This window comes from Simplicispira sedimenti (assembly GCF_022760965.1).
GTDB lineage: Bacteria > Pseudomonadota > Gammaproteobacteria > Burkholderiales > Burkholderiaceae_C > Simplicispira > Simplicispira sedimenti.
This window is the reverse complement of record NZ_JAKVIJ010000005.1, coordinates 126389-140484: the sequence shown is the minus strand read 5'-3', so window position 1 is coordinate 140484 and position 14096 is coordinate 126389. Positions and strand designations below refer to the sequence as shown.

10 protein-coding genes are annotated in these 14096 nt (G+C 64.8%); 3 read left to right on the top strand and 7 right to left on the bottom strand.

Features of this window, described 5'->3' with window-relative positions:
- Nucleotide 1: 1 nt before the first annotated feature.
- The 7 genes from MJ602_RS07525 to gyrA form a co-directional block, all read right to left on the bottom strand.
- Complete coding sequence (locus tag MJ602_RS07525; RefSeq protein WP_243020205.1) at nucleotides 2–331, bottom strand: integration host factor subunit beta; 330 nt, start codon at nucleotides 329–331, stop codon at nucleotides 2–4.
- Nucleotides 332–441: 110 nt separating this feature from the next.
- Nucleotides 442–2127 (bottom strand): 30S ribosomal protein S1, encoded by a 1686-nt coding sequence (gene rpsA, locus MJ602_RS07520; RefSeq protein ID WP_243020204.1) that lies wholly within the window; start codon nucleotides 2125–2127, stop codon nucleotides 442–444.
- Between the two features lie 174 nt (nucleotides 2128–2301).
- Entirely contained in the window at nucleotides 2302–4332 is a 2031-nt protein-coding gene (locus MJ602_RS07515; RefSeq protein ID WP_243020203.1) for a bifunctional 3-phosphoshikimate 1-carboxyvinyltransferase/cytidylate kinase, read from the bottom strand.
- A 122-nt stretch (nucleotides 4333–4454) separates the two neighbouring features.
- Nucleotides 4455–5333 carry a prephenate dehydrogenase gene (locus MJ602_RS07510; RefSeq protein WP_243020202.1) on the bottom strand — a complete coding sequence of 293 codons (879 nt, stop codon included), beginning with the start codon at nucleotides 5331–5333 and terminating at the stop codon, nucleotides 4455–4457.
- 44 nt (nucleotides 5334–5377) lie between these two features.
- Nucleotides 5378–6475, bottom strand: a complete 1098-nt coding sequence (gene pheA / locus MJ602_RS07505) for a prephenate dehydratase (protein ID WP_243020201.1) — start codon at nucleotides 6473–6475, stop codon at nucleotides 5378–5380.
- A 14-nt stretch (nucleotides 6476–6489) separates the two neighbouring features.
- A complete protein-coding gene (serC, locus tag MJ602_RS07500) occupies nucleotides 6490–7599 on the bottom strand; it encodes a 3-phosphoserine/phosphohydroxythreonine transaminase (protein WP_243020200.1) in 1110 nt (369 codons plus the stop codon).
- Nucleotides 7600–7686: 87 nt separating this feature from the next.
- Nucleotides 7687–10323 (bottom strand): DNA gyrase subunit A, encoded by a 2637-nt coding sequence (gene gyrA / locus MJ602_RS07495; protein WP_243020199.1) that lies wholly within the window; start codon nucleotides 10321–10323, stop codon nucleotides 7687–7689.
- A gap of 231 nt (nucleotides 10324–10554) precedes the next feature.
- On the opposite strand from gyrA, the gene ompA reads away from it, so the two are divergent.
- The 3 genes from ompA to MJ602_RS07480 all read left to right on the top strand — a co-directional run bounded on the left by ompA (nucleotide 10555) and on the right by MJ602_RS07480 (nucleotide 14089).
- Nucleotides 10555–11190, top strand: a complete 636-nt coding sequence (gene ompA / locus MJ602_RS07490; protein WP_279235922.1) for an outer membrane protein OmpA — start codon at nucleotides 10555–10557, stop codon at nucleotides 11188–11190.
- Nucleotides 11191–11311: 121 nt separating this feature from the next.
- A complete protein-coding gene (sbcB, locus tag MJ602_RS07485; RefSeq protein WP_243020198.1) occupies nucleotides 11312–12754 on the top strand; it encodes an exodeoxyribonuclease I in 1443 nt (480 codons plus the stop codon).
- 9 nt (nucleotides 12755–12763) lie between these two features.
- The gene (locus MJ602_RS07480; protein WP_243020197.1) at nucleotides 12764–14089 is read left to right on the top strand and encodes a protein kinase domain-containing protein; all 1326 of its coding nucleotides are present in this window, start codon (nucleotides 12764–12766) and stop codon (nucleotides 14087–14089) included.
- The last annotated feature ends 7 nt before the right edge of the window (nucleotides 14090–14096 follow it).

Genomic DNA, 14096 nt, shown 5'->3' with positions numbered 1-14096 from the left:
CTCAGCGGGGCGCGCCTGACGGCTCGTGCTGATGGCTTTCGAGTTCGGCGGTGCGCTGGTCCACGGCTTCGCGCAGGGCCTTGCCGGGCTTGAAGTGGGGCACACGCTTGGCCGGAATGGCCACGGATTCACCGCTGCGCGGATTTCGTCCGATGCGCGGTGGGCGGTGGCTGACCGAAAAGCTGCCAAAGCCCCGGACTTCGATGCGGTGGCCTTGCACCAGGGCCTGGCCAATGGCGTCGAGCAGGGTCTTGACGGCGTATTCCGCATCGCGCTGCGTGAGGTGGCTGAACCGTGCGGCAAGCGCTTCAACGAGGTCGGATCGGGTCATGGGATGAAAAAAGGCGTGAAAAAGGCCGGGAGGGCACATTGTGCACCCGCCCGGCCCTTGATGGAACAAGGGGCGTGGGGCGACGCTGAACGTCAGCGCCGCCTTGGGCCTTATTTGTCCGAGTTGTCCAGCTTGGCGCGCAGCAGGGCGCCCAGGCTGGTCGTGCCAGCGCTTTCGCGGGCTGATTGCTGGCTCAGCGATTGCATGGCTTCGTTCTGGTCGGCCATGTCCTTGGCCTTGATCGACAGCTGGATGTTGCGCGTCTTGCGATCGACGTTGACCACCACGGCCGTGACTTCGTCGCCTTCCTTGAGCACGTTGCGGGCGTCTTCCACGCGGTCGCGGGAGATTTCGCTGGCGCGCAGGTAGCCGATGATGTCTTCACCCAGATCGATCTCAGCGCCACGGGCGTCCACGGTCTTGACCTTGCCGGTCACCGTCTGGCCCTTGTCGTTCACGGTCACGAAGGTGGTGAACGGGTCGCCGTCGAGCTGCTTGATGCCCAGGGAGATGCGCTCGCGGTCCACATCGACAGCCAGCACGATGGCTTCGACTTCCTGGCCCTTCTTGTAGTTGCGCACGGCGGCTTCGCCGGGCTCGTTCCAGGACAGGTCGGACAGGTGCACCAGGCCGTCGATACCGGCAGCCAGACCCACGAACACGCCGAAGTCGGTGATCGACTTGATCGGGCCCTTGACGCGGTCGCCGCGCTTGGTGTTTTGCGCGAACTCTTGCCAGGGGTTGGCACGGCACTGCTTCATGCCCAGGCTGATGCGGCGCTTGTCTTCGTCGATTTCCAGGACCATGACTTCGACTTCGTCGCCCAGCGAAACCAGCTTGGCGGGAGCGATGTTCTTGTTGGTCCAGTCCATTTCGGAGACGTGCACCAGGCCTTCGATGCCGGGCTCGAGTTCGACGAACGCGCCGTAGTCGGCAATGTTCGTGATCTTGCCGAACAGGCGGGTGCTCTGGGGGTAGCGGCGAGCCACGCCCATCCAGGGATCGTCGCCCATCTGCTTGAGGCCCAGGGACACGCGGTTCTTCTCGGTGTCGAACTTGAGGATCTTGGCCGTGATTTCCTGGCCAGCGGTCACCACTTCGGAGGGGTGACGCACGCGGCGCCATGCCATGTCGGTGATGTGCAGCAGGCCGTCGATGCCGCCCAGGTCCACGAACGCACCGTATTCGGTGATGTTCTTGACCACACCTTGAACGATGGAGCCTTCCTTCAGGGTTTCCATCAGCTTGGCGCGCTCTTCGCCCATGGAGGCTTCCACCACGGCGCGGCGGCTCAGCACCACGTTGTTGCGCTTGCGGTCGAGCTTGATGACCTTGAATTCCATGGTCTTGTTTTCGTACGGCGTCAGATCCTTGATCGGACGCGTATCGATCAGCGAGCCGGGCAGGAAGGCGCGGATGCCGTTGACCAGGACAGTCAGGCCGCCCTTGACCTTGCCGGACGTGGTGCCGGTGACGAACTCGCCGGATTCCAGGGCCTTTTCCAGGCTCATCCAGGAAGCCAGACGCTTGGCGGTGTCACGCGACAGGATGGTGTCGCCGTAACCGTTTTCGATGGAGCCGATGGCCACCGAAACGAAGTCACCGACTTGGACTTCCACTTCGCCCTGATCGTTCTTGAATTCCTCGATGGGCACGTAGGCTTCGGACTTGAGGCCTGCGTTGACCACGACGAAGTTGTGTTCCACGCGCACGACTTCGGCGGTGATGACTTCGCCCGGGCGCATTTCGGTACGCTGGAGGGATTCTTCAAAAAGGGCGGCAAAAGATTCGGACATGTGTTTCCTTGCCACAAACAGGATTCCGGCAGCACCATTGCTACCGTTTTTATAGCTGCTTGCGGTGGTTTTGCGGGTGTTTCCGCGGGTTAAGTTGTGAACCACCTGACCGTGCGCTGCTGCGCGATGGGGGCCGGGTGGGCCTTTTGCAGGGCCTTGCGGCCCTGCTGCTTTTCAGCCCTGCGTGCGGGGCACGAAGGGCTGGCGCTCTTGCCACCAGACGAGCACCTGATCCACGGCCTGTTCGACCGTGAGGTGGGAGCTGTCCAGCACCAGAGCATCCTGTGCGGGCTTCAAAGGGGCAACGCTGCGGGACATGTCCCTGGCGTCGCGCGCCTGCAGGTCCGCACGAAGACTGTCGATTGTAGTGTCGATTCCCTTTGAAATCAACTGCTTGTGGCGCCGCTGCGCCCGACATTCCACGCTGGCGGTGAGGAACACCTTGAGCGGCGCGCCGGGGAAGATGACGGTGCCCATGTCGCGCCCGTCGGCCACCAGGCCGGGCAGGCGGCGAAAGCTGTGCTGGAGATGAACCAGGGCCTCGCGCACCGCTGGCAGGGCCGAAACGCGCGAGGCGTTCATGCCCGCTTCTTCGGTGCGGATGGCTTCGGTCACGTCGTCGCCGCCCAGCCAGACCTGGCTGCCTTCAAAGTGCACTGGGAGCTGGCGTGCCAGGGCGGCAATGGCGGCTTCGTGGGCGGCGTCGATCGCCAGCCCAGCGCGCTTGGCGGCCAGGGCCGTGATGCGGTACATGGCACCCGAATCGAGAAAACCGTAGCCCAGGCGCTGCGCCACCTCCGCCGCCACCGTGCCCTTGCCCGAGGCGGTGGGGCCGTCGATGCACAGCACCGGGATGTGTTCTGGCGCCACCTGCGCCACCGAGAACAGGGCCTCGAAGTAGTCCGGAAAGGTCTTGGCCACGCACTGCGGGTCTTCGATGCGCACGGGCAGGCCTGCCGGGTTGAAACTGGCGAGCGAGAAGCACATGGCGACGCGGTGGTCGTCATAGGTGTGGATGGACGCGGCTTTCCAGTGCGTCGGGCTGGCGGGCGGCGTCACACGAATGAAGTCTGGCCCTTCTTCCACGCTGGCGCCCAGCTTGCGCAGCTCGGTGGCCATGGCGGCGATGCGGTCGGTTTCCTTGACGCGCCAGCTGGCAATGTTGCGCAGCACCGTGGTGCCCTGGGCGTACAGGGCCATGACGGCCAGGGTCATGGCGGCGTCGGGGATGTGGTTGCAGTCCAGCTCGATGGCGCGCAGCGGCCAGGCGCCGCGCGACACTTCCAGCCAGTTGGGGCCGCTGGTGACCTGCGCACCCATGGCCTGCGCGGCCTCGACAAAGCGGATGTCGCCCTGGATGGAATCCAGCCCCACACCCAGAATTTTGACGCCATTTTGGCCGTTAGCGCCCGCTGCTATTGCGCCAGCAGCTATGAAATAGCTAGCAGAGGAAGCGTCTGCCTCCACATGGATGTCGCCGGGAGATTGGTAGCGGCTGCCGGCCGGAATGGTGAAGCGCTGCCATTGGTCGTGCACCACGGCAATGCCAAAACGCTCCAGCAGGCGCAGCGTGATGTGGATGTAGGGCTTGGAGATGAGCTCGCCCACCACCTCGATCACCACGTCCTGCTGCGCACTGGCCAGCGGCAGCGCCATCAGCAGCGCAGTGAGGAACTGGCTGGACACGTCGCCGCGCACGCGGATGGGCGCGTCGAGCTTCAGGGGCGGTACACCGCCTGCATGGGCGATGCGCAGCGGCGGATAACCCTCGTTGCCCAGGTAGTCGATCTGGCAACCGAGTTGGCGCAGCGCATCGACCAGGTCGCCAATGGGGCGCTCGTGCATGCGCGCAATGCCGCTGAGTTCAAACGCGCCACCCAGCAGCGCCAGTGCCGCCGTCAGAGGGCGCATGGCCGTGCCCGCGTTGCCCAGGAACAGTTGGGCAGGCGAGTGTGGCGCCCGGCCGCCCAGGCCGGTGATGTGTACCTGTGCGCCATCCTCTTCGACGGTGCAGCCCAGTTGGCGCAGCGCGTCCAGCATCACGCGGGTGTCGTCCGAGGCCAGCAGGTCGTGCACCGTGGTGCGGCCCGCGCTCAGTGCGGCCAACAGCAGCACACGGTTGGAAATGCTCTTGGAGCCAGGGAGCTGGACTTCGCCCGCCACAGCGTGCAGGGGCGGCAGATCGAGGAAGGCGGTGCGGTACATCGGTGTCGTTCGTCCATGGCCCAGGGGCCGGTGCACGCGGCGCATCGGCCCATGGGCATGCGCCGCGCGGGATTCGCTCAAGACGCCGCCCGTCTGGGGCCGCGCCGCAGGAAATCCCCGGGTTACTTCTTGCTGCGCTGGGCGCCCATGCGCCAGTGCTTGCGGGTTTCGCTGGCGAAGGTGAGCATGTCCTCAATGGACTGTGAGTCACCCTGGCGCATGGCGTGCTCGATGCGTTCGAGCGTCTGCTTGTACAGGTCGGACTGCCGCAGCAGTTCTTCGCGGTTGGACAGCAGGATGTCGCGCCACACCTTGGGGTCGCTCGCGGCAATGCGCGTGAAGTCGCGAAAGCCCGGGCCGGCGAGCGACAGGTAGGTGTCGGCATCCTCCTGCCCGGCGATGCTGTTGATCAGCGTGAAGGCCAGCAGGTGCGGCAGGTGGCTCACGGCGGCAAAGGCGGCGTCGTGCGACTCGGGCGACATGCGGGTGACGCGGCTGCCCAGTTGCGTCCAAACCTCTTGTGCGCGCTGCAATTGTGCGGTGTAGGTACGCTCGGTGGGCGTGAGGATGACCTGGCGGCCGCTGTAGAGGTCGGCCTCGGCGTGTTCCACGCCCGAGACTTCACGCCCCGTGATGGGGTGTGCAGGCACGAAGGAGCCCACCTTTTCGCGCAGCGCGCTTTCGGCGGCCTGCACCACGTCGGCCTTGGTGGAGCCCACGTCCATGATGAGCATTTGGGGCGTGACGAGGTGCCGGATGGCCTTGAGCGTGGCCTCGGTGGCCGACACTGGCACCGCCAGCAGCACGATATCGGCGCCGGCGACGGCCAGCAGGGCCGAGGGGGCTTCCACGTCGATCACGCCCAGTTGGCGTGCGCGGTCGGTCGTGGACGGGGACTTGCTGTAGCCCACCACGCGCTGCACCAACCCGGCCTGCTTGAGCGCCAGGGCAAACGATCCACCCATCAGTCCGCATCCGATGAGCCCGAGTTGTTCAAACATGCAATGTCCTTGTTGCGTTGCGGTGCATGGCGGCTTTCGCGCGTTCAGGGCGTGACCGGATAGGCGCCCAGCATCTTGTAGTACGCGCACAGCGAGCGCAGCTCCTCCAGCGCAGCGGCCACATGGGGCTGCGAGGGGTGTCCGTCGATGTCGATGTAGAAATAGTATTCCCACTGGCCCGTGCGTGCAGGGCGCGACTCGAAGCGCGTCATCGAGACGCCGTGCTTCTTCAGCGGCACCAGCAGGTCGTGCACCGCGCCGGGTTCGTTGGGGACCGAAACGATCAGGCTCGTGCAGTCCTTGCCCGTGGGCGCAGGCATGGCCAGCGTGTGGGGCAGGCAGATGATGGCAAAGCGCGTTCGGTTGTAGGCCTCGTCCTGGATGGCGTGCGCAACGATGTGCAGGCCGAACTGCGTGGCCGCGCGTTCGCTGGCCAGGGCCGCCCAGGTTGGGTTGGTGGCGGCCAGCCGCGCACCCTCGGCGTTGCTGGAGACGGGTCGGCGCTCGGCGTGCGGCAGGTGCTTGGTCAGCCAGGCCTGGCACTGCGCCAGGGCCTGCGGGTGGGCCAGCACGGCCTCGATGCCGTCGAGCGAATCGGTCTGGCGCAGCAGGTTGTGGCGCACCAGCAGGCTCACTTCGCCCACCACATGCGTGGGTGAGTGCAGGAACAGATCGAGCGAGCGCGTGACTACGCCCTCGACCGAATTTTCGACCCCCACCACACCGAACTGCACGCTGCCCGAGGCCGTGGCGTGGAACACTTCGTCGAAGTTGGCGCAATAGACGATGTCGGCAGCCCCGCCGAAATACTCGATCGCCGCCTGCTCGCAGAAGGTGCCCGCAGGCCCCAGCACGGCCACGCGCTGGGGTGATTCGAGCGCCAGGCAGGCCGACATGATTTCGCGCCAGATGGCGGCGACATGCGCGCTCTTGAGCGGCCCAGGGTTGGCGCGTGTGATTTTTTCGATCACCTGCGCCACGCGGTCGGGGCGGAAGAAGGGGGTGCCTTCGCGTTTCTTGACCTCGCCGACACGCTCGGCCACCAGGGCGCGCTGGTTCAGCAGGGTGAGCAGTTGCTGGTCGATGTTGTCGATCTGGACGCGCAGGCTGGCCAGTTCAGGGGTGGCTTGTGGGGTGTTCATGGGTGGGGCGCGGCTCAGGCGTGGCGCTGCTCGAATTCTCGCATGTAGTCCACCAGCGCCTGCACGCCTGCGATGGGCATGGCGTTGTAGATGCTGGCGCGCATGCCGCCCACGGACTTGTGGCCCTTGAGTTGCAGCAGGCCGCGCTCTTTGGCGCCGGCCAGGAAGGCATCGTTGCGCGATTCGTCACGCAGGAAGAAGGGTACGTTCATGCGCGAACGGCAGTGGGCAGCCACCTTGTTCACGTAAAACGCGGATTGGTCGATGGTGTCGTACAGCATCTGCGCCTTGGCGATGTTGCGCTGCTCGATGGCGGCAATGCCGCTGAGACTGCCTTCGCGCTGGCGCTTGAGCCACTGGAAGGTCAGGCCCGCGATGTAGATGCCCCAGGTGGGCGGCGTGTTGTACATGGAGCGGTTCTCGGCCACCGTCTGGTAGTTGAACGCGCTGGGGCAGATGGGCAGGGCGTGGCCCAGCAAATCCTCGCGCACCACGACCAGCGTCAGGCCCGCAGGGCCCAGGTTTTTTTGCGCGCCGCCAAAGGCCAGGCCCACGCGCGACCAGTCCACGCTGCGCGAGGCGACGTGGGAGGAGAAATCGATGACCAGCGGCGCATCCGAGCCCAGGGCCTTCAGGTCGGGCAGTTCATGGAATTCGATGCCGTGGATGGTTTCGTTGCTGCACAGGTGCAGGTAGCTGGCACCCTTGCTCAGTTGCCACTGCGTCGGGGCGGGCAGGGTGGTGAACTGGCTGTCCTCGCTGGTGGCCACCACGTTCACCTCTGCGGCGTACTTGCGCGCTTCCTTGGCCGACTTCTGGCTCCAGCCACCGGTCACCACAAAATCGACCGTCCCGGCACGCGAGAGGTTCAGCGGCACGATGGCGTTTTCGGCCAGGCCACCGCCTTGCATGAACAACACCTGGAACTGCGGCGGGATGGCCAGCAGCTCGCGCAGGTCGGCCTCGGCCTGTTCGCAGATGGAGATGAATTCCTTGCCTCGGTGGCTCATCTCCATCACGCCCATACCGCTGCCGTGCCAGTCCAGCATTTCGGCGGCGGCTTGTTCCAGAACTTCGGCAGGAATGGCAGCCGGGCCGGCAGAGAAGTTGTAGGGGCGTTGCATGGTTTGAATAAAAAACGGTGTCAGCGCCCATCAATAGAGCGCAAGCAGCTATAAAAATAATAGCAAAGCGCCTTGCGGCGCCTGGCATCAGGATTCGGCGGCTGAGGCGTCCTCGTCGGGCGTCGGAGCGTCGGTGTTGTTGGCGTCGTTTTCGACAATGCGCTGCAGGCCGCTGAGTTGTGCACCCTCGTCCAGCGCGATCAGCGTCACGCCCTGCGTGGCACGGCCCAGCTCGCGGATCTCGCTTACACGGGTGCGCACCAGCACGCCCTTGTCGGTGATGAGCATGATCTCGTCGTCGGCATGCACCAGCGTGGCGGCCACGACCTTGCCGTTGCGCTCGCTTTGCTGGATGGCGATCATGCCCTTGGTGCCCCGGCCGTGGCGCGTGTATTCGGTGATGCTGGTGCGCTTGCCGTAGCCGTTGATGGTGGCGGTGAGCACGCTTTGTGTCTCGTCCTCAGCCACCAGCATGGCGATCACGCTCTGGCCTTCTTCGAGCATCATGCCGCGCACGCCGCGAGCCTGGCGGCCCAGGGGGCGCACATCGTTTTCGTCAAAGCGCACGGCCTTGCCGCCGTCGGAAAACAGCATCACGTCATGCTGGCCGTCGGTGAGTGCGGCACCGATGAGGTAGTCGCCATCGTCCAGGTTCACGGCAATGATGCCGCCCTTGCGCGGGTTGCTGAATTCGTCCAGCGCCGTCTTCTTGACCGTGCCCATGCTGGTCGCCATGAACACGTAGCGGTCGGCCGGGAAGCTGCGCATGTCCCCGGTCAGCGGCAGCACCACGTTGATCTTTTCGCCGTCCTGCAGCGGGAACATGTTGACGATGGGCCGCCCGCGCGAGCCGCGCGAGCCCGAAGGCACTTCCCAGACCTTGAGCCAGTACAGCCGCCCACGGTTGGAGAAGCACAGGATGTAGTCGTGCGTGTTGGCGATGAAGAGCTGGTCGATCCAGTCGTCTTCCTTGGTGGCCGTGGCCTGCTTGCCGCGCCCGCCGCGCTTTTGCGCGCGGTATTCGCTCAGCGGCTGGCTCTTGATGTAGCCCGAGTGGCTCAGCGTGACCACCATGTCGGTGGGCGCAATCAGGTCTTCGGTGGACAGGTCTTGTGCGCTGTGCTCGATCTGGCTGCGGCGCGCGCCCAGCTTGGTCTGGCCGAATTCCTGCTGCAGGCTGGTCAGCTCGTCGCCAATGATGGTGGAGACGCGCTCGGGCTTGGCCAGGATATCCAGCAAGTCCTCGATGTGCGCCATGATGTCCTTGTACTCGGCGACGATCTTGTCCTGCTCCAGCCCGGTGAGGCGCTGCAGACGCATTTGCAGAATTTCTTGCGCCTGGGTTTCCGACAGGCGGTACAGGCCGTCCTGCAGCAGGCCGAATGTGCGCTCCAGGCCCTCGGGGCGGTAGTCGTCGGCGTTCACCACGCCGCCGTCTGCACGCGTGCGCGTCAGCATCTCGCGCACCAGCTTGCTGTCCCACGGGCGGGCCATCAGCTCGGCCTTGGCCACAGGTGGTGTGGGCGCGTTACGGATGATGGCGATGAAGTCGTCAATGTTGGCCAGGGCCACGGCCAGGCCTTCAAGCACATGGCCGCGATCGCGCGCCTTGCGCAGCTCGAACACGGTGCGGCGGGTGACCACTTCGCGGCGGTGCTGCAGGAAGACTTCGACCAGGTCCTTGAGGTTGCACAGGCGCGGCTGGCCGTCGATCAGGGCCACCATGTTGATGCCGAAGGTGTCCTGCAACTGCGTCTGCTTGTACAGGTTGTTGAGCACCACCTCGGGCACTTCGCCGCGCTTGAGCTCGATCACCAGGCGCATGCCCGATTTGTCGGACTCATCCTGGATGTGGCTGATGCCCTCGATCTTTTTTTCGTGCACCAGCTCGGCCATGCGCTCCTGCAGCGTCTTCTTGTTGACCTGGTAGGGCAGCTCGTCCACGATGATCGCCTGGCGCTGGCCCCGGTCGATGTCCTCGAAGTGGCACTTGGCGCGCATCACCACCTTGCCGCGGCCGGTGCGGTAGCCTTCCTTGACGCCCTGGATACCATAAATGATGCCAGCCGTGGGGAAATCCGGCGCCGGGATGATTTCCATCAACTCGTCAATGCTGGCCTGTGGGTTGCGCAGCAGGTGCAAGCAGGCGTCCACCACCTCGTTCAGGTTGTGCGGAGGAATGTTGGTGGCCATGCCCACGGCAATGCCTGCGCTGCCATTGACCAGCAGGTTGGGCAGGCGCGTGGGCAGCACCAGGGGCTCCTTCTCGCTGCCGTCGTAGTTGGGGCCGAAATCGACGGTTTCCTTGTCGATGTCGGCCAGCATTTCATGGGCAATTTTCGACAGGCGGATTTCGGTGTAACGCATGGCCGCGGCGCTGTCGCCATCGACCGAACCGAAGTTGCCTTGACCGTCCACCAGCATGTGGCGCAGCGAGAAATCCTGTGCCATGCGCACAATGGTGTCGTACACCGCGCTGTCGCCGTGCGGGTGGTACTTACCGATCACGTCACCGACGATACGGGCCGATTTCTTGTACGCCCGGTTCCAGTCGTTGCCCAGCTCGTGCATGGCAAACAACACCCGCCGGTGCACGGGCTTGAGGCCATCGCGCGCATCGGGCAGCGCCCGGCCCACGATCACGCTCATGGCGTAATCCAGGTAACTGCGGCGCATCTCCTCTTCCAGGCTGATGGGCAGGGTCTCTTTGGCGAACTGGGTCATGGGTGCGGCAGTCGAGGCTAAGGCTAGGGGCAACCATTTTAGGCGCAAGCGCTTGTTGCTGATGAGCAACACCCTGAGCTTATTCCGAAGAGGTGTAACGTCTTCCGGGAGGCTTGCACCGCAAGGAAAGCATGGCTATGGCACAATCGATCGAACGTTTTTGGTGATTGATGCCAATTGCGTCCGATCACGCAGCGCTGCTGCTGCGCCTTTTTCCCCAAGAGGAGAACCATGAAGAAACTGAACAAAGTGGCGATGCTCATCGCCTCCGCAGCGCTCGCAACTGCCGCTGGCGCCCAAACCATCGACAACTGGAAGAACGGCTCCAACGAGCTGGTCTGGAAGAACGGCACCAACGAACTGTGCTGGCGCGATGCCAACTGGACGCCTGCCACCGCTGCCCCTGGCTGCGACGGCGCTCTGGCTGCTCCTGCTCCCGCTCCGGCTGCTGCGCCTGCTGCTCCCGCGGCTGCTCCCGCTGCACCCGCGCCTGCACCCGCTGCTCCCACCTCTTCCAAGGTGACCTACGCTGCCGACGCCTTCTTCGACTTCGACAAGGCTGTTCTGAAGCCCGAAGGCAAGGCCAAGCTGGACGACCTGGCCTCCAAGGTCAAGGCCATCAACCTGGAAGTGATCATTGCTGTGGGTCACACCGACTCCGTCGGCTCTGACGCCTACAACCAGAAGCTGTCGATCCGCCGCGCCGAAGCCGTGAAGGCTTACTTGGTGTCCAAGGGCATCGACAAGAGCCGCGTGTACACCGAAGGCAAGGGCGAGAAGCAGCCCGTGGCCGACAACAAGACCAAGGAAGGTCGCGCCAAGAACCGTCGCGTTGAGATCGAAGTGGTCGGCACCCGCGCCAACTGATCTTCTGCGCAACGCGCACCTCAAAAAGCCCCGCTTGCGGGGCTTTTTGTTTTTCGACCGGGCCCGTGCGCTGCTTCGCCGGGTTTACAGTGCACGCAGTTGCCTTGTCTTCTGGAGCTCCATGGATTCGCACACCTTTCTCTGGCACGACTACGAGACCTTCGGGGCAGACACCCGGCGTGATCGACCGGCGCAGTTTGCGGCTGTTCGCACCGATGCGCAGCTCAACGAAATCGGCGAACCCCTCATGTGGTATTGCCAGCCGGCCAACGACTATCTGCCCGATCCCACGTCCTGTCTGATCACCGGCATCACCCCCCAGCAGGCCTGGGAGCGGGGCCTGCCCGAGCGTGAGTTTGCGCAGAAAATCGCCGACGAAATGGCGCAGCCCGGCACCATTGGCGTGGGCTACAACACCATCCGGTTCGACGATGAAATCACGCGCTTCATGTTCTGGCGCAACCTCATCGACCCCTATGCGCGCGAGTGGCAGAACCAATGTGGCCGCTGGGACTTGCTCGACGTGGTGCGCCTGGCCTATGCGCTGCGGCCCGACGGCATTGTCTGGCCGACCAAAGAAGATGGCTCGCAAAGCTTCAAGCTGGAGCACCTGACGAAGGCCAACGGCCTGCAACACGAGGCCGCGCACGATGCGCTGTCGGATGTGCGAGCCACCATCGCGCTGGCGCGGTTGCTGCGCCAGCACAACCCCCGGCTGTTCGATTTCGCCTTCGGCCTGCACAAGAAGGACCGCGTGGCTGCCGAGCTGCGCCTGCCCGCCACGGCGCAGACGGCGCGGCCCTTTCTGCACGTGTCGGGCATGTTCCCCGCTGAACGCGGCTGTTTGGCCGTGATGTGGCCGCTGGCCAGCCATCCCACGAACAAGAACGAGATCATCGCCTGGGACCTTGCGCATGACCCACGTGAACTGGCCCTGCTGGATGTGGAGCAACTGCGTTTGCGCATGTTCACGCGCACGGCCGACCTGCCCGAAGGCGTCACGCGCCTGCCCATCAAGACCGTGCACCTGAACAAATCACCCATGGTGGTGGGCAATGTAAACACGCTCACGCCTGCGCTGGCGCAGCGCTGGGGCATCGACCTGGCCCTGGCGGCAGCGCACGCCGAGGTGGCGCGCGCGCTGCCGGACATGAGTGCCATCTGGCCCGCGGTGTTTGCCCGCCCGCCCGAACCCGCGCCCGATGTGGAGCAGGACTTGTACGGCGGCTTCGTGGGCAACAACGACCGCCGTCGCCTCAACGAGCTGCGCACCCTGTCGGGCGAGCAGCTTTCCCGTGCACGCACGGGTTTCGACGATCCACGGCTGGACGAGTTGCTCTGGCGTTACCGCGCGCGCTCGTTTCCCGATACCTTGACGCCCGAGGAGGCGCAACGCTGGGAAGCGCACCGCGCAGCCCGGCTGCTGGAAGGGCAGGGCGGCATGCGGACCGTGGACCAGTTTTTTGCCGAGATCGACCAACTCTCCGAGACCGCCGACGAGCGCGCCGAGGAGATTCTGGGTGCCCTGTACGATTGGGCCGAGGCCATCGTCCCCGAACATTGAGCCGGCACCATGCCTGAAGCCCCACCACCCGCCAGCATTGGAAAATACCGCATCGAACGCGAAATCGGTCGCGGTGCCAGCGGCGTGGTGTACCTGGGGCTGGACGGCTTTCGGGGCAAGCAGGTGGCCATCAAGCAGATGCATGCCCACCTGCTGGCCGATCCGGCGCAGGCCCAGCGCTACCGCCGCCTGCTGCGCAACGAGGCCATGCTGGCCGGACGCCTGCGTCACCCGCACATCGTGCGCTTGTTGGATGCCGACGAAGAGGCCGTTCCGCCCTACCTGGTGCTGGAATATGTGCAGGGCCGCCCCTTGTCGGACTTTGCCAAGGCCGACAGCCTGCTGCCCGTGGCCCAGGTGCTGGACATCGCCTTCAAATGTGGCCAGGCGCTGGAGCATGCCCAGCGCCAGGGTCTGGTGCACCGTGACATCAAGCCCGCCAACATCCTGTTGTCCGAGGAGGGGGAGGTCAAGCTGGCGGATTTTGGCGCAGCCCTGTCGGTGCGCAGCGAGGCCACGCAGATCGCCGGCTTGGTCGGATCACCCTCGTACATGTCGCCCGAGCAGGTGCGTGAAGAGCCACTCACGCACCACAGCGACATGTTTTCGCTCGCGGTGGTGGTGTATGAGCTGCTGACGGGCCGCCGCCCCTTCGATGGCGACACCGACTACGCCACCATGTTCCGCATCGGCAACGATGTGCCTGTGCCGCCCAGCCTGCTGCGGCCCGCATTGCCCACAGAGCTGGACCAGTGGCTGCTGCGCGCGCTGGCCAAGCACCCGCAACAGCGCTACCTCCAGTGGGAAGACTGGTGCCAGTCACTCATGGCGCTGAGCAAAAGCCTGCCGCGCCAACGCTCGCAGGACACCGAGTCCGAACGCTTCGCCCGCTTGCGCGCGCTGTCCTTCTTTGACGACTTCCACGACGTCGTGCTGTGGGAACTGATGCGCCTGGGCAAGTGGCGCCGCCTGGACCGCGGCACGGTGTTGATGCGCGAGAACACGCCGGGTGATTCGTTCTGTGTGCTCATCGAAGGGCAGGTGAGCGTCAGCCGCCAGGGCTGGCACCTGAGCACCCTGGACCCCGGCGTGACGCTGGGCGAGATGACCTACCTGCGCCCGGAGCACCGCATCCGCACCGCCACGGCAGTGGCCGAAACCGAGGTGCTGGTGCTCAAGATCCGCAACCCCGCACTGCGCGAAGCGTCCGAGGAATTGCAGTCGCGCTTTGACAAGGCTTTCATCCGGCTGCTGGTGGGCAGGCTCATTGCCACCAACGAGCAACTGGCGGAATGGGAAATCATGGCGGCCCCACGGGGCACCAATGGGGCTTGATTGCTAT